Below are 18,172 nucleotides of genomic sequence, written 5' to 3'. Positions count from 1 at the left end.
AACACAAACCGTACGCAGAGGGCTTTGCCAATCGGGTGCGGCTTTTAAGGAAAAATCTGTTTTGGGCAGCAAAAAGCGGCCGGGTTTTCCGGCCGCCTCAGGCAGCGGATAAAAAGAACCGGCAGGCGCAGGGGGGCAAATCCGTGTGGAAAGAGCACCCGCTGTCTGCACGATAAAAGCCCACGAAAGCAGCTTTGCTTCCGCGGGCCTTCTGCCTGTTTTTGTATGAATATACCGTACACAAAAAACTACCCAAAGAGCCGCGTCTGCAGTTTCTCAGGCGGTCAGCGGCTGCGAGCTGTTTCCGTTCAGGTAATCCCCGATATACTTTGAAACGATGTCCGCGCCGCTGCTGTTTACATGAGAAGCGTTGTTCATCATGGTGGCAAAGTCAAAGTTCATGGTCTGCATCATCTGGGTGGTATTCAGGTCTAAAAACGGCACATTGGCCGCGGCGGCCTCTTTTTTGATTTGGTTGATTTTTCCGGGGGCATCGCCGGCCCACTGGGTCAGCTCTGTGCTGTTCATTTCATACGGGAAGTTTACCAGCAACAGCTGGAAGTTTTCCTCTTTTGCAAGCTGGAAAAACTTCTGCAGGTACGTTTCCTGCTTTGCCGCAAGGGCCGTGCAGGCTGCGTAATCCCAATTCGTGTAGGTCATGGCTTTGCCGTATGTATTGGTGCCGCCGAAAAATCCGTAGTCGCCGCTGTAGGTGCCGGTGTATTTGCTCCAGTCCTGTGCAACTTCTGAAAAGTCGCTCCATCGGCTGTGGTAGAGCAGCAGCGGAAAGTAGTAGGCCGCACGGTCGCTTGACGTTACGCTCTCTTCAATGGCGCTGATTTTGTTTTGCCCCAAGCGCATAGAGTCCAGCACATAGTGCGTAAAGCTTTCGTCGCCGTACTCGGATTGACTCATTGCGTAGTACACATCCAGTACTACAATTTTTGGTTTTTGCCGCTTCAGGGCTTCTTTCAAAAGGTAGTAGGTCACGTACAGCTCCTGCCCGCCAGTGGCCAGGTTAAAGCTGCTGATACCGCAGCTGCTTTTCAGCACAGCGGGCTTAATGGCGCCGCTCATATGGCTGCCGCCGGCAAACAAAACCGAGTAGCTGTTTTCGTCAGAGGTATACAGCGCCTGCTGCAGGTCGGTGTAATGGTTTTTATAGACATAGTATCGGTTTGCAAACCCCAGCAGCAGGGTGGCGCACAGCACCAGAGAGAGAATTCCCGCCGCGCGGCGGCGTTTCTTTTTCTTTTCCACAGCGGTTTCCTCCTTTAAAACATCGCATAAATGAATGACTGCGCGCTATAGGCAGGCCCATAGACGCCGCAGATACTGACCACCAGAAACAAAAGCAAAAGCGTGGCCCACTGCACCGGCGCTTTCAGCGCAAGCCACTTTTTGTACAGGCTGCCGCAGCGGTACTGCACACAGGCCAGCACTGTCAAAAGCGCAATGCAGCCGACAACCAGCCAAAAGCCGGGGGCGCCGTTTGTAAAGGAATCGTGCAGCAGCTGAAAAAAGTGCAGGGAGCTTTTTCCGCCCAGCGCGGCAATCACCGCACCTGCACCGGCAAGGGTGTCACAGCGGAAAAAGATCCACGCAAAGTCGACAAGGGCAAAGGTGAACACCGTACTGAAAACCACCCGCAGCGCGTTGTTCTCTTTGAGGTGCAGCTTTTGGCAGGCCTTTTTGCGCACCGGGGCAAGCACCCCGCCCGCCACCTGGTACGCGCCGTGCAGCAGCCCCCAGGTCAGGTAGTTGAGGCCCGCGCCGTGCCACAGGCCGCTTACGGCAAAAGTCGCCATGACATTGGCGTACTTCCGCTTTTTCGAGCAGCGGCTGCCCCCCAGCGGAATATAAACATAGTCGCGCAGCCAAAAGGAAAAGGACATGTGCCAGCGCCGCCAAAATTCGCGTACGCTTCTGGAAAGATAGGGCAGGTCAAAGTTTTCGGGCAGGCGAATGCCAAAAAGCATGGCCGCGCCGCACGCAATGTGCGTATAGCCCGCAAAGTCGGTGTAGATTTCAAAGCCGTACAGCAGCACGGCGCTCCACATGGGCCAGCCGGCGTAGGTGCCCGGCTTGCCGTAAATCAGGCCGACCCACGGGGAAATGCGGTCGGCGATGACCAGCTTGAGAAAAAGCCCCCACAAAATGCGCACCAGCCCGTGCTTTACGGCGCTGTAGTGTGCCGTCTGCTTTTCGCGCAGCTGCGGCAGCAGATCCGGCGCGCGGCTGATTGGTCCGGAAGTGACCGAGGGGAAAAAGCTCATAAAGAGCAGATAGGTTATAAAATTGGTTTCGGCAGGCAGTTTGCCGCTTCTTACATCTGCAAGGTACGACACCGCCTGCAGCGTAAAGAAGGAAATGCCCACCGGCAGCAGCATTGAGGGAATCGCTATCGTATCTTTGCTGCCGGCAAACTGCAGCACATGCTGCACACACCGGGCGAAAAACGCCGTGTATTTGCACACCAGCAAAAAAGAGAGTGTAAACAGCAGGAAAAAGACAAACAGGGTACGCGTGCTTTTCTGTGTTTCCTGCCGCTTTTGCAGGGCCAGCCCGCCAAAGTAAGACACGCCCGTCACCGCCAGCAAAACCGGCAGCGCCGCCGGCACCCACGAAAGATAGTACAGCATACAGGCGGCCAGCAGAGCATACCGGCCCGCCCGGCGCGGCAGCACGCGGTACAGTAGGGCAAAGGCCGCAAGGAAAAGAAGATATTTTATAGAAGAAATAGAAATTGAGACGGCCCCCTTTCCCAGCGGCTTTTTGTTTGGGGCAGCTTTTGGGTACTGTGTAAAAAAGGGCAGGGCGGCGCCTGCCGTATGCCCTGCCCAACTTCTATTTAATCCTCATAAAGTGAAAAGTATGTGTAGAGCGAAAGAAAAAGAATTGAAAGGTGCTTTATTTTTCGGGCGGAACGGTCACCTGCATCATGTTGACCACAGCGTCGGCCAGCAGCGTGCCGCCCTGGTCGAGAATCTCCACATGCACCACGACCACGCGCCTGCCGCGCTTGAGCAGCGTGCTTTTTGCAAAGACGCTGCCGCTGCGCACGTTGCGCAGAAAATTCATACTGGCGTTTTGGGTGACATAGTCGCGCCCGTCTGCCCGGGCGGTAATGCCCGCGGCGCAGTCTGCCAAGGTGTACAGCAGGCCGCCGTGAGAAATGCCGTGCGGATTCATCGACTCGGGCACCAGGTCGGCGTGCAGCCTGGTGCACTGCGTGCCGACAACATCAACTTGTATATGATTGTACTCCATAAACGGGTCTTTTCGCAAGAACTCTGAAAGGTCATTTGATAAATCGTCGTTTTTCAATTTTGTCCCCCTGAATAATATTAAAATTTTGTAACTTATGACACAAGAAATTGGATAGGGATTTCCATTACCGGTGCGGCTTTTGGTACAGGGCTGTACGCAGCTTGGCCGAGGTGCTGTACTCGGTGGGGGTCATGCCCGTGCACTGCTTAAAGTCGCGGGAAAAGTAGGCGCTGCCGGTGTAGCCCAGCTGGTCGGCAATTTCCTCTACCGTACAGCTGCCGGTGCGCAGCAGCTGCTTTGCGGTCTCGGCCTTAATGCGGCGGAAATAGGCGATAATGCCGCAGCCCATGCGCGCGTGAAACAGCTTTTGCAGGTGCGAGCGGCCTATAGAGTTTGCTTGGCAGATGGCGTCTAGAGAAAGCTTTTCGCAGCAGTGCTCCTCCATGTACAGAATGACCTGGTTGACAATGTCCTGTTCGTCGTGTGCCGCGTGCCGGGTAGACAGCGGCTGCGGCCGGCTGCCGGCACATTGCCCGCGCACCAGCTGCAGCAGCAGCCGCTCCAGTGTAATGCGCAGCATCTGCTGCGCACCAAAGACCAGCTCGGGGCTGCGCTGCTGCATACCGCGGGTCGAGGGGTCATCCAGCGGGGGCAGAAAGGCGCTGTGTGCTTCGGCAATCAGCTGCGAAATGCAGTCGCGCTCGCTGTTGCCGGCCTGCAGAATGCGCCCGCGGAAAAAATCCATGGCCGGGCTGCGGCATACAAAGGACACAACCGCTAGGTCGGGCGCGGTCTCGCCGCTTGCGCGCAGGTTGTGAAACTCCATGGGTTGGTGAAAGGCGATGTCCCCGCGGTGCAGGGCAGCGGTGCGCGAGCCCTGGGTAATGGTGACTTCCCCTTTGTCGACATACACAAATTCCCAGAAGTCGTGTGTCTCACCCGGGAAAAAGAAGTCACGCGTATATTCAAAGTAATGGACGGTTACAATTTCTTCTACGGTCAGGCGGTCCTGCAATTTTGTATACTGGAAATCCATTTTCAGCACGCCTCCTTTTTTAGTATAACAGAAAACAGCCGCCAAAACAATCTGCAATAATGCAAAAAACATCCGTTTTCACGCCTGTACAGCCCCAAAACGGTGTGCTATTCTGTAGGTAAAGCATAAGACCTTTTGAAAAGGAGCCTGTACAAAATGAAAAACAGAGAACCGATTCTGGTGATTATGGCGGCCGGCATGGGCAGCCGCTACGGCGGGCCCAAGCAGATAGACCCCGTGGGCATGCACGGCGAAATCATCATTGACTATTCGCTTTACGACGCCTACCGCGCCGGTTTTCGGCGCGTTGTCTGCATCATCAAAAAAGAAATTGAGCACGATTTTAAAGAGCGCATCGGCACCCGTCTTGCCCGCCTGATGGACGTAACCTATGTTTACCAGCAGCTCGGCGACCTGCCGGCGGGCTACGCAGTGCCGCAGGGACGGCAGAAACCGTGGGGCACCGCCCACGCGCTGCTGGCCTGCCGGGGAAAAATCGACGCGCCCTTTGCTGTCATCAATGCCGACGACTACTACGGCCCGCAGGCTTTTGAGATGATGTACCGCTGGTGCAGCACCGCGCAAGATACCGAAAAATACCAGTACAGCATGGTTGGGTACCTTTTACAGAATACGCTGACCGACTTTGGCCACGTGGCCCGCGGCATCTGTACGGTAAAAGACGGCTTCCTTGCCGATGTGCACGAGCGCACCCGCATTGAAAAGCGCTCCGCCGGCCCTGCCTATACAGAGGACAACGGCGCCACCTGGCACGCGCTGCCGGGGGACAGCACAGTCTCTATGAATCTGTGGGGCTTTACGCCCGGATTTTTACAGGAACTGGAAAAGGGGTTCCCACCTTTCCTCGACACCGAGGCGGTCAAAAATCCGCTGAAAAGCGAGTACTTTCTGCCCTCTGTTGTCAATTCGCTGCTGCAGGCGGGCCGGGCAGATGTTACCGTATTTCGTTCGCAGGACCGCTGGTACGGCGTGACCTACCGCGCCGATAAGCCCACGGTGCAGAAAGCTATCTGCAGCTTTGTCGTAGCGGGGCGCTACCCGGAACATCTGTGGGGGGACTCTGCCAATGACTGACGCAATTCTTACAGAAGTGATCGCGGCGTTTCCGTTTACAGGCACGTGTGTTTCGGTGGGCCGCTACGGCAGCGGACACATCAATGAAACCTACTGTGCCATTTTTCGCAGCGGCGGGCAGCGCATTCGCTATATTCTGCAAAAAATCAATACAGAAGTTTTTCCCGATGTAGACGGCCTCATGGAAAACATCACGGGCGTTACCGCGTATCTGAAAGAGGTTATCGAAAAAGAGGGCGGCGACCCGCAGCGCGGCACCCTTACTGTCTTTTCCACACGGGCGGGCCGGCCCTATTACCGCGCCGCAGACGGCGGCTGCTGGCGGTGCTATCCGTTTGTCGAGGGCACCGTTTCGTATGACTTGGTCAAAAGCCCGCACGATTTCTATACAGTCGCCTGTGCGTTCGGCCACTTTCAAATGCAGCTTTCCGGCTACCCGGCAGAGCGCCTGCACGAGACCATTCCGCACTTTCACGATACGCCCAGCCGCTACGCGGCGCTGCACCGCGCACTGAAAGAGGACAAGCTTGGCCGTGCCGCGGCGGCACAGCCCGAAATTGCGTTTTATCTGACGCACGAAAAGGACGCGCCGCTGCTGACAGACCTGCTGGCCGCCGGCAGACTGCCCCTGCGGGTCACGCACAACGACACAAAGCTCAACAATATCCTGCTCGACAGCAAAACAAGCGAGGCACTGTGCATTATCGACCTTGACACGGTGATGCCGGGGCTTGTGCACTATGACTTCGGCGACTGCATTCGCTTTGGCGCGAGCACCGCGCTGGAGGACGAAACCGACCTTTCCAAAGTCTCTCTCAGCCTGCCGCTTTTCGAGGTGTTTGCCCGCGGGTTTCTGGAAAGCGCCGGCAGTATCCTTACCCCGGAAGAGGTGCGCACCCTGCCGCTTGGCGCAAAGCTGATGACATTGGAGTGCGGCACGCGCTTTTTGACGGACTTTCTGCAGGGCGACACCTACTTCCGGGTTTCCCACCCGCTGCACAATCTAGAGCGTTGCCGCACGCAGATGATGCTGGTCGCCGATATGGAGAAAAAGTGGAGCCGCATGTGCAGCATTACTGAAAAAGCGGCGCGCACCTGATTTTTAAAGGATGAGGGAAAGAGGTAAAATCATAGATGAAACTGATAGAGGCGGAGGATTACCAGGCCATGAGCCGCAAGGCGGCAAATATCCTTTCGGCGCAGGTCATTCTGTTTCCGCGCAGCGTGCTGGGCCTTGCCACTGGCTCTACGCCGCTGGGCGTTTACAGTCAGCTGATTGACTGGTACAAAAAAGGGGATGTCGACTTTAGCGGCGTCACCAGCGTCAACCTAGACGAATACTGCGGCCTTGCGCCGGAAAACCCGCAGAGCTACCGCTACTACATGAATCACAATTTCTTTTCGCACATCAATATCTGCCCGGAAAAGACCCATGTGCCAAGCGGCCTTTCACAGGACTTTGATGCCGACTGCAAAAAGTACGACCGGCTCATTGCGGAATTAGGCGGCATTGACCTGCAGCTTTTGGGCCTGGGCGACACCGGGCATATCGGCTTTAATGAGCCGGGCGAGAGCTTTCGCAAAATGACACATCGGGTGGCACTGATGCCCAATACCATTCGGGATAATTCCCGCTTTTTCCACAGCATTGACGACGTGCCGCGGTACGCCGTGACCATGGGGATTCGGGCCATTATGCAGGCAAAAAAGATTCTGCTGATTGTCAGCGGCAGCAAAAAGGCAGAGATTTTAGAGAAAGCGCTGTATGGGCCGGTGACTTCCACTGTGCCGGCGTCTATTTTGCAGCTGCACCCCGACCTGACCGTTGTCGCCGACAGCGCGGCCATGCAGGTTATTCACGAAAAGCACCCAGAAGGGGAATAAAAGATGATTCTGAAAAATGCAGAAGTATTTAATGAAAAGTTTGACCTCGTGCACAGCGACCTTTCTGTATGCGGCGGAAAGATTGAAAAGCTGGCCCCGTGTCTTGCCGGGGACGAAACGCTGGATTTGACCGGCTGCCGGGTGGCCCCCGGCTTTGTCGATATTCATATCCACGGCTGCGCGGGGGCAGACACCGGTGACGCAACCCGGCAGGCGCTCGAGACCATGTCGGCGCGGCTTCTGCACAAAGGGGTCACTTCGTTTTGCCCCACGACCATGTCGGTGCCGCTTGCGCAGATAGAGCGCGAGCTTGCCAATATCCGTGACTGTATGCAGCAGCCGCTGCAGGGGGCGGCTGTCTGCGGGGCAAATATGGAGGGCCCGTATATTTCGCCCGAGCGGCGCGGCGCACAAAAGCTTGAAAATGTGCGTGTGCCCGATTGGCAGGAGTTTGAGCGGCTGTACCGGGGCTGCGGCGGCATTGTCAAGCTGGTGGATATGGCGCCCGAGTGCGCGGGTGGCGGCGCCTTTATCGAGCATGTCAGCCCTTTCTGTAAAGTGTCGCTTGCACACAGCATGGCAGATTACGCACAGACTGCAGAGGCTTTTTCGCGCGGCGTCACCCATGTGACGCACCTGTTTAACGCCATGGAGGGCCTGCACCACCGCTGCCCCGGCGCAGTGGGTGCCGTGTTTGACAGCAGCAGCGTGTCGGCCGAGCTGATTTGCGACGGATTCCATATCCACCCGGCGGTGCTGCGGCTGGCATTCCGTCTTTTGGGCGAGGACCGCACGATCATTATCAGCGACTCCATGCGCGCGGCCGGTATGCCGGACGGCCTTTCAGAGCTGGGCGGCCAGCCGGTTTATGTGCGGGAGCACCGCGCCTACCTGAAAGACGGCACCATTGCCGGCTCTACAACCGACATGCTCCAGGAGGTAAAAAACCTGATTGCTTTCGGCGTCCCGGTCAAGCAGGTCATCAAGTCCGCGACCATCAACCCGGCGCGGGAAATCGGGCAGGCGGGGCGCATTGGCAGCATTGCTCCCGGCAGGCGGGCCGACCTGACGGTGTTCGACAAAGACTGGAACCTGCGCTTTGTCATGCAGGGCGGCAGGCTTTTCCAGCTGAAAAACTGAAGTACAGAAGGAAACCGCGGCTTTTTTTGCCCGCGGCTTTTTTTGTCCCCGCAGGAAAGATTTGCAACTTTGCGGCCGAGCCGGTATAATAAAGAAGATTACCCCCGGCGGCGAATAAGCTCTTTTGCTTTTGCGGCCTCGTGCGTTTCCGAATACTGGCAGGTTTTCTGTCGGTTATTTGGGCTGCCGGGCGGAAAACTGTAAAAGAAGCCGCCGCAGAGCACCGGCGCCCTTTTTGGCAGCCGGAAATGGAACACAAGGGCGCGGGAAAGGTATTCTGTACTGCCTTTTCTGCGAAAACACAGGCGGCAGGGGCGTAGGTGCTTCCTGCTTTAAAGGAGCATGGTAACAGATTATGTGGAATAGCTTTATCGGTAAGATCTTTATGACGTTTCTCATCTCTATGGTGCCGGTCGTCGAGCTGCGCGGGGCAATTCCCATTGCCGTGGCAAATGGGCTGAATCTGTGGGTCGCCATTTTGGTGTCGATTATCGGCAACATGGTGCCGGTGCCGTTTATTATTCTGTTTATCCGCCGCATTTTTGCGTGGCTGAAAAAGAAAAAAGGCCGCTTTGCCTCTTTGGTAAACCGGCTGGAAGCCCGAGCAGAAAAGAAATCAGATACCGTACAGAAATACGCATTTTGGGGCCTGTTTGTTCTGGTGGCCATTCCGCTGCCGGGCACCGGCGCCTGGACCGGCGCCTTGGTGGCCTCTATTTTAGATATGCCGCTGAAAAAGGCGTTTCCGTCCATCCTCTTGGGGGTTATTGCCGCGGGGGCCATTGTCGCCTTTGTTACTTACGGTGTGGGGACTCTCTTCTTTCATTAAAAGGAGGCAGCATGGGTACTTGGATTGTAAACACAGACTGGTCGCTTCTTCATCTGATTCGCAGCACGCTTTCCTGCCGGTGGCTTGACACGGTCATGCTGGCGGCCTCGTGGCTGGGCAATTTCGGTATGCTGTGGATTTTGGCGGGGCTTCTGCTGCTGTGTACGAAAAAGTACCGTGTACAGGGCTTGCTTTTGCTGCTCAGCTTAGCGGCGGGGGCGCTTTTGGGCAATGCGGTGCTCAAGCCGCTTGTTGCCCGCCCGCGCCCCTGTTGGCTTGACCCTGGCACTGTGCTTCTGCTGCCCATGCCGCGGGGGTACTCGTTTCCCTCTGGCCATGCGCTAACCGCGGCCGCGGCCGCGGCGGTGCTTACGCTGACAAACCGAAAATTTGCGTGGGCGGCTGTGCCGGCGGCGCTGCTCATCGGCTTTTCGCGGCTGTATCTCTACGTGCATTTTCCCAGCGATGTCCTGTGCGGTCTGCTGCTTGGTGCGGCGGTGGGCACAGCGGTTTTCTGCTGCGGCGAAAAGTATCTGCGCCTGCCCCGCAAGACCTCGGCAATAAAAAAAGAATGAAAATGAAGTGTACGATTGATTCTTTATGCTGAATTTGTTATACTGAATTCAATAGAAATTTTAGAACAGGAGTGAGTAGTTATGACAACATTTACCTATACCATTACAGATCCCCAGGGCCTTCATGCCCGCCCGGCCGGCCTTTTGGTAAAGTGCGCACAGGGTTGCGCTTCTACAGTACAAATGGAGAAGCAGGGCCATAAAGCCGATGCAAAGCGCATCTTTGCCGTGATGGGCCTCGGTGTGAAAAAAGGCGACGAAATCGTCTTTACAGTCGAGGGCGACAGCGAAAAGGCGGACAGCGAAACCGTAAAAGCCTTCTGCGAAAAGAATCTGTAAAAAAACCCGGACCCTTTGGTTCGGTATGTCCCAAAAGCCGTTTGCCTTTCTCTTTACATAAAAGCAAACGGCTTTTTTGTGCGAAAAACAGAAATTTTTTCGCTTGCAGAAGATTGCACACTTCCCCTTTTTATGTTACGATAGAAACAGCATGATTGACGGCGGCCGCGCCTGTGCAGAAAAAATCAGGCAAGTTTTGGGTGCGGCCCAGCGGGGGCGGAAAGTTGAAAGAAGAAAATGAAGAACGTACAGAAAAGTCAGAAAAGGCGTATGAAAGCGTCATTGCCTATATAAAAAAGCAGATTTTGTGCGGCAGCTTAAAGCAGGGCGAAAAACTGCCTCCCGAGCGCGAGCTGGCCGAGATGCTTGGGGTCAGCCGCAACTCTGTACGCGAGGCGCTGCGTATTTTAGAGGTCTTGGGCGCGGTGACCAGCGCACAAGGCGCCGGCAACTATATTTCCGGCAATTTTCAAAAGAGCCTGTTCGAGTCTTTGTCTTTGATGTTTTTGCTGCAGGAGATCGATTACCGCCAGCTCAGTGAGCTGCGGCGCGGGCTGGAGCAGCAGGCTATTTTCCTTGCTGTCGACAACATTACGCACCAGCAGATTCGCTCACTTGAGGCAATCGTTTCGGCGATGGCGGCCAGTGAAGACCCGGAGGAAAAAGCCATCCTTGACCAGCGGCTCCACTATGTCATTTCTCTGGCCTCCGGCAACCGGCTGATTTTTTCCATTCTGCAGGCCTTGTCCGATGTAACAGATCTGTTTATCAAGGACCTGCGCCAAAATATCACTGCTAACCCAATGGAGGCCAAGCGCCTGCAGCGTATTCACGAAAATATGGTCACCTGCATTAAAAACCACGACCGCATGGGTGCATGCCGCGCCATGTCTGACCACTTTGAAATCGTCGATGAGCATATTCCGTTTGTAAATGCTGCCAACGAAAGAGAAAGAGACAGAGAGCGGGCTGCCGGCAAGGTCTGACAGAAAACGGGTTTTCCCAAAAGCGCAGAAAGGCGGCATACACAAATGGCAGGACTTTTAGCAATAACCTGGAACGACAGCGAGGACCAGCTGGTGCTGCTGGACCAGAGAAAGCTGCCTAATGAAATTACTTATCTTAAATACAATACCAGCGGGGGCGTGTGGCACGCGATACAGGATATGGTGGTGCGTGGCGCACCGGCAATTGGCGTGACCGCTGCCTACGGCCTGTATTTCGGGATTAAAGATGCGCCGGAAGACAGCTTTGATGCTTTTTATACGGTCTTGCAGCAGCAGGCGGCGTACCTCAATTCTTCGCGGCCCACAGCGGTCAACCTTTCCTGGGCGCTGCGGCAGATGCAGAAAACGGCCCTTTCTGCCCGTGAGCAGCCGGTGCCGCAGGTCAAAAAGACGCTGCGCGAAAAGGCAAAGCAGATTCACCGGGACGATATCCATATCTGCCGGCAGATCGGCGAAAACTTTATGCCGCTTCTGCACGACGGCATGGGCCTTTTGACCCACTGCAACGCCGGTCAGCTGGCGACTTCCATGTATGGCACCGCCACTTCCCCCATGTACCTGGCACAGGAAAAGGGCTGGCACCTGCGCGTCTTTTCAGACGAAACGCGCCCGCGGCTGCAGGGCTCTACCCTGACAGCCCTAGAGCTCTTTAAGGCGGGCATTGACGTAACCGTCATTACCGACAATATGGCCGCCATGGTCATGTCACAGGGCAAAATTGACGCGGTCATTGTCGGCTGCGACCGCATTGCGGCCAACGGCGACACTGCCAACAAAATCGGCACCATGGGGGTTTCCATTCTGGCAAAGTACTTCGGGATTCCCATGTACATTGCGGCTCCGACGCCCAGCATTGACCTCACTACCGCTACCGGAAAAGAAATCCCCATCGAAGAGCGCGACTCGAAAGAGATTACCTGCCGCTTTGGCGTGTGGACCGCGCCCAAAGGCGTAAAAACCTATAACCCCGCCTTTGACGTGACCCCGCACGAAAACATCACGGCAATCGTCACGGAAAAGGGCATTGTACGCCCGCCATATACAGAAAATCTGCGCCGGCTGCTGCAAAAGTAAAAGCCGCCGCATAAAAAGGCACGGCCGCCGTCTTTTGCGGGCCGTGCCTTTTTGAGCAGTGCTTCTATTTGTTTTTTGCGCCGGTCAGGTTTGGGAAAAAGGAGTCGGGGTCCCGCTTAAAGGCCTCGACCGGGTCCAGCTCAGGGGACGGCACGTCTTCGGCCTTTTTCAGACGCATCCATTCGGGCAGGGGATTCTCTTTTGGGTCCATGCAGTTGTATACTTTTGTTTCCATTGGTGCAACACCTCCGCTTTATTCTATGCGGCCAGTGGAAAATGCGGCACCCGCGCCTTTTGATGAACAGGAGAAAAATATGGAAAATCGTTTTGGTCTGCCGAAAACAGATTATTTTACCGTGAACAGCAACTACTACACCGGCAGCCTGCTTCCCTTTAATTACCGCTTTGATGCGACAGGGGAGGAGATTGTCGTCACCGTTTGGTATGGCCTTTTGTGTATGGCCCGCAGTACGCCGGTCAATCAAAAAGAATTTGCAAAGGACGCCGCCGGCTATGATGCCGCGGTCGCTTGGCTGGAGGAGCAGTATCAGCTGTGCCTGCAGAAGACCAAAGACAGCGCGAACGAAAGCGCCCGCGCGTTTTCCGCTTCCTGTACAGAAGCCGGCGCGCCCACAGAAAAAACGGATCAATAAACGCAAAAAAAGCAGACATACCGGAAAGCTTTTTCCGATTTGCCTGCTCCTTTTATTTTTTCGGTATATTGTCTGCGGCCGCCGCTTGGGGCGGCTCCTGCGGCAGGGCAGGGCGCAGCGAGGCCAGCAGCGCGTTGGAGCGGTTGATATGATAGGCAAAGACCGTGGCCGTTTCACTGGAAAAGGCTTTGTCCAGCCGGTCAATCGCCCACAGGTCCGTTAAAATTTCCCGATAAGAAACGACTCTGCGCGCAATTTCAAAGACAGCGCTGTCTTGGTTGCGAAAGATTTTCCATTCCGAAACATACAGCCGAATGTCGCGCTCCAGCCGGTGCAGTTCCACCTGGATAGCCTCTAAGTCCGGCGAAGCGGTGCGGTCTTCACAGGCGCGGGCGGCGTTGCAGAGCATGGCGTAAATCTGCCGGTCTTTCTGCAGGATGCTCTGCGAATAGTTCGGCGGCAGAATCAGCAGGTTGACCGCCAGCGCAATGATAATGCCCAGGCACGCCGCCAGCAGGCACCAGCCGACTGTCCAGATTGTGCCGGCGGCCTCTTGGTGCAGCATGACCATGACAAACATAAACGAAGCCATCAGGGTGCCGTGGCGCAGCCGCAGAGTTTGGCACAAAAAGATGACTAAAATAATCCCCATACCGCACAGGCCGGGGTTCTGCGGCGAAACATGGTAAGCCAGCGCGCCGATAACAGCCCCTATCGCCGCGGCCAGCAGCGAGTCTTTGCCGGCGCGGATCGAGTGGTCGATGCTCGGCCCCATGCTGAGGATTGCCGTGACCACCGCGACAAAAGCCTGCGGCAGTTTCAGCGTGTCATATATTACCAGGCACAGGGTAACGGCAATGCCCGTTTTAATAATCCGCAGGCCCAGGTGAACCCGGCTGCGCAGCTTGTGCGCGGTGCGCGCCCTCATGCGGACTCTGACCGGCTGCGCAGCAGAATGGAAAGAATCTCCGCGGGGGCAGCAGCAATAAATTTCGCATGTGCGGCGCTCAGCTCAGCGCGGTCACGAAAGCCCCACAGCACGCCCACGGTATCCATGCCGGCGGCGGCACCGGTCTGCATGTCGGTGTTGGTGTCGCCGATATACAGGCAGTCTTTGGGGGCAGCGCCCAGTTCTTCTGCCAAAAGCAGAGCGCCCTGCGGGTCGGGCTTGCAGGGCACGCCCGCGCGCTGACCACGAATGGCAGCAAAGGTGCCCGCGGGGAAAAGCCCGGCGATAATCGGCTGTACGCAGTTGTCGGGTTTATTGGAAAGAACACCGGATTTTATCCCGCGCTTCTGCAGCTCTTTTAGCAGTTCCGGCATGCCGGGGTAGCCGACAATTCCCGCAAGCGGGTCTGCCTCATAGAAACGGTCGTAAAGGCGGCGCACTTTCAGCATTTCTTCCTGGCTCCAGCCGTTGGGGCGCACGGTATTCATCATGCGGCGCAGCTGCACTACCACGCCGTTGCCCACGATGCGGCGATAATGCTCCGCAGGAATTTCGGGGTAGCCGCATGCGCGCAGCGCCCGGTTGCCAAAGCCGGCAATCGAGTACAGGGTGTTTGCCAGGGTGCCGTCCAAGTCAAAAATACAGGCCTGATACAAAATTTACACCTTCTTTACGAGGTTCCCTTTTGCTTTGTAAATAGAACTTTCGGGTACGAAGCCGCGTACCGAACTGGTGGGGTAGACGGTGCAGTTTCGGCCGATGACGGTGCCGGGGTTGAGCACGCTGTTGCAGCCCACTTCGACATAGTCGCCCAGCATGGCACCAAATTTTTTCAGCCCTGTGGGCAGGTCCTCTGCCGCATGTACCACGACCAGAGCCTTGTCGGACTTGACGTTGCTCGTGATGGAGCCCGCGCCCATGTGTGCGTGAAAGCCCAGAATAGAGTCGCCGACATAGTTGTAGTGCGGCACCTGCACGTTGTCAAAAAGGATGACATTCTTTAGTTCGGTTGAGTTGCCGACCACGCAGTTTTCGCCCACCAGGGCGTTGCCGCGGATAAAAGCCCCGGGGCGCACTTCTGTTTTCGGCCCGATAATGCAAGGCCCGGCAATGTAGTTATTGGGGTAAATTTTTGCGCTTTTTGCAATCCAGATGTTTTCGCCGCGCTGTTCGTATTCCTCTTTGGAAAGAGTGGCACCCAGCTGCAAAATGAAGTCGTGGATTTTTGGCAGGACTTCCCACGGGTAGTTGCAGGAGCCCAGCAGGGGGGCCGCGGCTGTATGGGTCAAATCATAAAGTTTCTGAATCGTTAATTCTGTGTGCATAATTTTCCTTCCTTTTCTTGTCGCTATCTTTTTATTATAGAAAGAAAGCGGGGGCAGGTCAATAGACAATGAAAAAAGGAAGAAGTATAATGAAAAAAGAATGGGTACAAAAAGGGGGCACACCGCACATGATTCGCAGAGCACAAGGAAAAGACCTGCCGCGCGTGATGGAGATTACCACACAGGCGATAGAGACCATGCGTCAGGAGGGTGTTCGCCAGTGGAATCAAAAATATCCCGCCCGCGAAGTCTTTGTACAGGACCTCGCTGCGGGAAATTTGTATGTTTCAGAGGATGCCGGCGTGAACGGAATGTTTGCGCTGGACCGAAACGCCGCGCTGCCCTATGCGTGGGTGGACTGGAGCGCCGAAAGCTTTGCTGTGGTGCATCGCTTTGCCGTAGCGCGCGGCGCGCGTGGCAGCGGCGTTGGGGAAGCTATGCTGTGCGGGGCAGAGGCACTTGCCCGCCGCATGGGCTGCGAGAGCCTGCGCAGCGATACCATTGAGCAAAACCTGCACATGCGGCGCCTGTTTGTGCGCTGCGGCTTTTCGCATGTGGGTGACATTGCCTACCCCGGGTATGCGGGGCGCTTTTTCTGTTACGAGGCTTTGCTGTGTGGCGGTGCAGTGAAATAAAAAAACCTCCAGACAAAATAAAAGACAAGGTTCCGATTTCTCGTTACCTTGCCTTTTGGGGAGGAGTTGTATTGAAAAGGTTGCGGCTTACTAGCCGCGAAGCTTATTGCCAATGATTTACTGTACCTTGTGTTTCTCTTGAGTACAGGTACATTGTAGTGTTGAAAACGATTTTTGTCAATCGATTTCTGCCGGAAAAGTGCAGAATCTACCTGTTGTATAAAAGCCGAAAAAATTGCATCGAGATTTCGTGAAAAGTTACAGGCGTTTTTTCGGCAAAAAAGGGCAGTGCTTTTTTTGCTGCCCGCAATGTGATACAATCAACTATCGGACTGCCCGCAGAAAGCACCACCGGGCCATGGAGGAACTATGGAAAGAAAACTGGCATTTCAAAAAAACGATTGCATTCCACTCACTGTTACCGGCTATACCGCAGAGGGCCGCGGTGTGGGCCGCTGCCAGGGGGCCGCGGTGTTTGTGCCGGGCGCTGCCGCGGGGGACGTACTGCGGGTGCGTATTTTAAAGACTGAAAAAACATATGCGTACGGAAAAATAGAAGAAATTCTCTCGCCCTCGCCGGACCGCACAGCGCCGGACTGTCCGCAGTTTCCGCGCTGCGGGGGCTGTGTCTTCCGGCACATCACCTACGCGGCGGAGTGCCGCGCCAAAGAACAGCGTGTGCGCGACGCCATCGGCCGTATCGGCGGGCTGCCGCCGCAGTTGGTAGAATCAATTGTGCCGGCGCAGGATCCGCAGCGCTACCGCAACAAGGCTCAGTTCCCGCTGGGCCTAGCGCCGGACGGCGGCCTGACGGCTGGGTTTTACGCGCCGCACAGCCACCGGATTATTCCCTGCGGCGACTGCCTGCTGCAGCCAGAGTCGTTTACCAAGGCGGTTCATGCGGTGCAGGCGTGGTACCAAAAGGCGCGCGACAGCGTCTATGACGAAAAAACCGGGAAGGGCCTGCTGCGGCATTTGTATCTGCGCGAGGCCATGTCAGGCGGCGAGGTGCTGGTGTGCCTGGTGGTAAACGGCGGCGCAGTCTCTGAGGAAGAGCTGCTGGTCCGCCTGCTGCAGCAGCAGGTGCCGGGCCTTGCGGGGGTGCTGCTCAACACAAACCGCCGCCGCACCAATGTGATTTTAGGGGAAAAGAACCGCACGTTGTGGGGCGCCCCCGCCCTGACGGATACCCTGTGCGGCCTGCGGTTTTCTATTTCGCCAAACAGCTTTTACCAGGTCAACCGCGCCCAGGCAGAGGTGCTTTACGGCATTGCAGGCCGCTTTGCTGGCCTGACGGGCAAGGAAACCCTGCTGGATTTGTACTGCGGTACAGGGACCATCGGCCTTTCCATGGCGAAAAACGCCGGGCACGTCATCGGCGTGGAGGTGGTGCCCGCCGCGGTTGCCGATGCCCGCCGGAATGCGGCCTGCAACGGCATTAAAAATGCCGAATTTTTCTGCGGCGACGCGGCACAGGCGGCGGCCCGCCTGCGTGAAAAGGGCCTTTCCCCGGACGTTATCGTGCTGGACCCGCCGCGCAAGGGCTGTGGGCCGGTGCTCGTGCACACAGCGGCGCAGATGGCGCCGCAGCGCATTGTCTATGTTTCGTGCGACCCGGCAACGCTTGCCCGCGACCTTAAGACCTTTGCCCAGGAGGGCTATGCACTTTGCCGTGCAGTGCCGGTCGACCTCTTTCCGCGCACGGCGCATGTTGAGTGCGTAGCATTGATGTCAAGGGTAAAAGACTGATAAGTCAAGAAAGGCTTGATTCCAAGGCGCTTGCGGGGTTGATGACTCATTCGGCTGACCGGAGCAAGCCGCTTTGTGGAAACTTATCTACGGAGTGCTTCTGAAGCTGTTCCAGAATTCTGTCACATAGTTGAGTTGCCAGATTAGATGTTAGCCTTTGAGGCAGTGGATTAGATGTTTTTTGATGCTGAGTGTCGAGGATAGATGACAAAATTGCATTGAGCTGGCAAGATAAATGTTATTAAGAAGGTGTTCTCATAGCCGGTTCAGCAGAGTATTCAAATGGGAAATCATCGCCATGTTTTTCTCCGATACCGTGTTAATCTCATAATCTTTGGACAACCGGCGAGAATTGTTGAACCAGGAAAAGGTGCGCTCTACGCGCCACCGTTTGGGCAAGACCTCAAACTTTGGCTTAATTTGCCTTGAAATGTCGATTCTGACATGAAAAGCCGCTTCGATCAAACGTTTGAAAGTTCCGCGATAGCCTTCATCGGCACAGCCTGCTTGGATGGACGGATATTTTTGCATTGCTTTTGCGAAAACGTAACATCCGCCCTTTGTATCATGTATATTTGCCGCATGAATGTGAACAGCAAGGATGTTTTCCAT

The 18,172-nt window shown here is 55.7% G+C and carries 21 protein-coding genes; 12 read left to right on the top strand and 9 right to left on the bottom strand.

Annotation, left to right across the window (positions count from 1 at the left end; all coding sequences use genetic code 11):
- Positions 1-276: 276 nt before the first annotated feature.
- The 4 genes from LKE53_09110 to LKE53_09095 form a co-directional block, all read right to left on the bottom strand.
- A complete protein-coding gene (locus tag LKE53_09110; protein ID MCH3972899.1) occupies positions 277-1,260 on the bottom strand; it encodes a hypothetical protein in 984 nt (327 codons plus the stop codon).
- 14 nt (positions 1,261-1,274) lie between these two features.
- A complete protein-coding gene (locus LKE53_09105; protein MCH3972898.1) occupies positions 1,275-2,642 on the bottom strand; it encodes an MBOAT family protein in 1,368 nt (455 codons plus the stop codon).
- Between the two features lie 268 nt (positions 2,643-2,910).
- On the bottom strand, positions 2,911-3,327 hold the full coding sequence (locus LKE53_09100) for a PaaI family thioesterase (protein ID MCH3972897.1): 417 nt from the start codon (positions 3,325-3,327) through the stop codon (positions 2,911-2,913).
- Positions 3,328-3,394: 67 nt separating this feature from the next.
- A complete protein-coding gene (locus LKE53_09095) occupies positions 3,395-4,306 on the bottom strand; it encodes an AraC family transcriptional regulator (GenBank protein ID MCH3972896.1) in 912 nt (303 codons plus the stop codon).
- A gap of 156 nt (positions 4,307-4,462) precedes the next feature.
- Between LKE53_09095 and LKE53_09090 the strand changes: the two genes are divergently transcribed.
- The 9 genes from LKE53_09090 (at position 4,463) to mtnA (ending at position 12,249) form a co-directional block, all read left to right on the top strand.
- The gene (locus tag LKE53_09090; protein ID MCH3972895.1) at positions 4,463-5,401 is read left to right on the top strand and encodes a nucleotidyltransferase; all 939 of its coding nucleotides are present in this window, start codon (positions 4,463-4,465) and stop codon (positions 5,399-5,401) included.
- Positions 5,394-6,500 carry an aminoglycoside phosphotransferase family protein gene (locus LKE53_09085; GenBank protein MCH3972894.1) on the top strand — a complete coding sequence of 369 codons (1,107 nt, stop codon included), beginning with the start codon at positions 5,394-5,396 and terminating at the stop codon, positions 6,498-6,500. The genes LKE53_09090 and LKE53_09085 overlap by 8 nt, the downstream gene beginning before the upstream one ends.
- 35 nt (positions 6,501-6,535) lie before the next feature.
- Positions 6,536-7,285 (top strand): glucosamine-6-phosphate deaminase, encoded by a 750-nt coding sequence (gene nagB, locus LKE53_09080; GenBank protein ID MCH3972893.1) that lies wholly within the window; start codon positions 6,536-6,538, stop codon positions 7,283-7,285.
- A gap of 3 nt (positions 7,286-7,288) precedes the next feature.
- On the top strand, positions 7,289-8,425 hold the full coding sequence (nagA, locus tag LKE53_09075; GenBank protein ID MCH3972892.1) for an N-acetylglucosamine-6-phosphate deacetylase: 1,137 nt from the start codon (positions 7,289-7,291) through the stop codon (positions 8,423-8,425).
- A 355-nt stretch (positions 8,426-8,780) separates the two neighbouring features.
- Positions 8,781-9,254, top strand: a complete 474-nt coding sequence (locus LKE53_09070) for a small multi-drug export protein (GenBank protein MCH3972891.1) — start codon at positions 8,781-8,783, stop codon at positions 9,252-9,254.
- A gap of 11 nt (positions 9,255-9,265) precedes the next feature.
- Complete coding sequence (locus LKE53_09065; protein MCH3972890.1) at positions 9,266-9,829, top strand: phosphatase PAP2 family protein; 564 nt, start codon at positions 9,266-9,268, stop codon at positions 9,827-9,829.
- An 81-nt stretch (positions 9,830-9,910) separates the two neighbouring features.
- Entirely contained in the window at positions 9,911-10,168 is a 258-nt protein-coding gene (locus LKE53_09060) for an HPr family phosphocarrier protein (protein MCH3972889.1), read from the top strand.
- 224 nt (positions 10,169-10,392) lie between these two features.
- Positions 10,393-11,154, top strand: a complete 762-nt coding sequence (locus LKE53_09055; GenBank protein MCH3972888.1) for a FadR family transcriptional regulator — start codon at positions 10,393-10,395, stop codon at positions 11,152-11,154.
- A gap of 45 nt (positions 11,155-11,199) precedes the next feature.
- On the top strand, positions 11,200-12,249 hold the full coding sequence (mtnA, locus tag LKE53_09050; protein ID MCH3972887.1) for an S-methyl-5-thioribose-1-phosphate isomerase: 1,050 nt from the start codon (positions 11,200-11,202) through the stop codon (positions 12,247-12,249).
- A 64-nt stretch (positions 12,250-12,313) separates the two neighbouring features.
- On the opposite strand, the gene LKE53_09045 is transcribed toward mtnA, so the two are convergent.
- The gene (locus LKE53_09045) at positions 12,314-12,484 is read right to left on the bottom strand and encodes a hypothetical protein (GenBank protein MCH3972886.1); all 171 of its coding nucleotides are present in this window, start codon (positions 12,482-12,484) and stop codon (positions 12,314-12,316) included.
- A 79-nt stretch (positions 12,485-12,563) separates the two neighbouring features.
- Between LKE53_09045 and LKE53_09040 the strand changes: the two genes are divergently transcribed.
- Complete coding sequence (locus tag LKE53_09040) at positions 12,564-12,902, top strand: hypothetical protein (GenBank protein MCH3972885.1); 339 nt, start codon at positions 12,564-12,566, stop codon at positions 12,900-12,902.
- 52 nt (positions 12,903-12,954) lie between these two features.
- Here the strand turns inward: LKE53_09040 and LKE53_09035 are convergent, their stop codons facing one another.
- The 3 genes from LKE53_09035 to LKE53_09025 are packed head-to-tail and all read right to left on the bottom strand — an operon-like array spanning position 12,955 to position 15,176.
- Complete coding sequence (locus LKE53_09035) at positions 12,955-13,830, bottom strand: aromatic acid exporter family protein (GenBank protein ID MCH3972884.1); 876 nt, start codon at positions 13,828-13,830, stop codon at positions 12,955-12,957.
- Positions 13,827-14,507, bottom strand: coding sequence for an HAD family hydrolase (locus tag LKE53_09030; protein MCH3972883.1), 681 nt, complete (start codon positions 14,505-14,507; stop codon positions 13,827-13,829). The genes LKE53_09035 and LKE53_09030 overlap by 4 nt, the downstream gene beginning before the upstream one ends.
- Before the next feature lie 3 nt (positions 14,508-14,510).
- Entirely contained in the window at positions 14,511-15,176 is a 666-nt protein-coding gene (locus LKE53_09025; GenBank protein ID MCH3972882.1) for a UDP-N-acetylglucosamine pyrophosphorylase, read from the bottom strand.
- An 89-nt stretch (positions 15,177-15,265) separates the two neighbouring features.
- Here LKE53_09025 and LKE53_09020 point away from each other — a divergent pair, with 89 nt between their 5' ends.
- Together LKE53_09020 and rlmD are read left to right on the top strand one after the other, a co-directional pair.
- Positions 15,266-15,811 carry a GNAT family N-acetyltransferase gene (locus tag LKE53_09020; GenBank protein MCH3972881.1) on the top strand — a complete coding sequence of 182 codons (546 nt, stop codon included), beginning with the start codon at positions 15,266-15,268 and terminating at the stop codon, positions 15,809-15,811.
- A gap of 369 nt (positions 15,812-16,180) precedes the next feature.
- Positions 16,181-17,560: a 23S rRNA (uracil(1939)-C(5))-methyltransferase RlmD gene (gene rlmD / locus LKE53_09015; protein ID MCH3972880.1), complete on the top strand. Its 1,380-nt coding sequence runs from the start codon at positions 16,181-16,183 to the stop codon at positions 17,558-17,560.
- Between the two features lie 255 nt (positions 17,561-17,815).
- Here the strand turns inward: rlmD and LKE53_09010 are convergent, their stop codons facing one another.
- On the bottom strand, positions 17,816-18,172 hold the full coding sequence (locus LKE53_09010; protein ID MCH3972879.1) for a transposase: 357 nt from the start codon (positions 18,170-18,172) through the stop codon (positions 17,816-17,818).

The sequence above is a fragment of the Oscillospiraceae bacterium genome (assembly GCA_022483045.1).
GTDB lineage: Bacteria > Bacillota > Clostridia > Oscillospirales > Acutalibacteraceae > Caproicibacterium.
This window is presented reverse-complemented; position numbering and strand designations above follow the sequence as displayed.

Excerpts from the sequence above, each read along its gene's own strand:
- LKE53_09105 (MCH3972898.1), bottom strand. The coding sequence starts at position 2,642 with ATGCTGTACTATCTTTCGTGGGTGCCGGCGGCGCTGCCGGTTTTGCTG.
- LKE53_09095 (MCH3972896.1), bottom strand. The coding sequence starts at position 4,306 with ATGGATTTCCAGTATACAAAATTGCAGGACCGCCTGACCGTAGAAGAA.
- LKE53_09090 (MCH3972895.1), top strand. The coding sequence starts at position 4,463 with ATGAAAAACAGAGAACCGATTCTGGTGATTATGGCGGCCGGCATGGGC.
- LKE53_09085 (MCH3972894.1), top strand. The coding sequence starts at position 5,394 with ATGACTGACGCAATTCTTACAGAAGTGATCGCGGCGTTTCCGTTTACA.
- nagB (MCH3972893.1), top strand. The coding sequence starts at position 6,536 with ATGAAACTGATAGAGGCGGAGGATTACCAGGCCATGAGCCGCAAGGCG.
- nagA (MCH3972892.1), top strand. The coding sequence starts at position 7,289 with ATGATTCTGAAAAATGCAGAAGTATTTAATGAAAAGTTTGACCTCGTG.
- LKE53_09070 (MCH3972891.1), top strand. The coding sequence starts at position 8,781 with ATGTGGAATAGCTTTATCGGTAAGATCTTTATGACGTTTCTCATCTCT.
- LKE53_09065 (MCH3972890.1), top strand. The coding sequence starts at position 9,266 with ATGGGTACTTGGATTGTAAACACAGACTGGTCGCTTCTTCATCTGATT.
- LKE53_09060 (MCH3972889.1), top strand. The coding sequence starts at position 9,911 with ATGACAACATTTACCTATACCATTACAGATCCCCAGGGCCTTCATGCC.
- mtnA (MCH3972887.1), top strand. The coding sequence starts at position 11,200 with ATGGCAGGACTTTTAGCAATAACCTGGAACGACAGCGAGGACCAGCTG.
- LKE53_09045 (MCH3972886.1), bottom strand. The coding sequence starts at position 12,484 with ATGGAAACAAAAGTATACAACTGCATGGACCCAAAAGAGAATCCCCTG.
- LKE53_09040 (MCH3972885.1), top strand. The coding sequence starts at position 12,564 with ATGGAAAATCGTTTTGGTCTGCCGAAAACAGATTATTTTACCGTGAAC.
- LKE53_09035 (MCH3972884.1), bottom strand. The coding sequence starts at position 13,830 with ATGAGGGCGCGCACCGCGCACAAGCTGCGCAGCCGGGTTCACCTGGGC.
- LKE53_09025 (MCH3972882.1), bottom strand. The coding sequence starts at position 15,176 with ATGCACACAGAATTAACGATTCAGAAACTTTATGATTTGACCCATACA.
- LKE53_09020 (MCH3972881.1), top strand. The coding sequence starts at position 15,266 with ATGAAAAAAGAATGGGTACAAAAAGGGGGCACACCGCACATGATTCGC.
- rlmD (MCH3972880.1), top strand. The coding sequence starts at position 16,181 with ATGGAAAGAAAACTGGCATTTCAAAAAAACGATTGCATTCCACTCACT.
- LKE53_09010 (MCH3972879.1), bottom strand. The coding sequence starts at position 18,172 with ATGGAAAACATCCTTGCTGTTCACATTCATGCGGCAAATATACATGAT.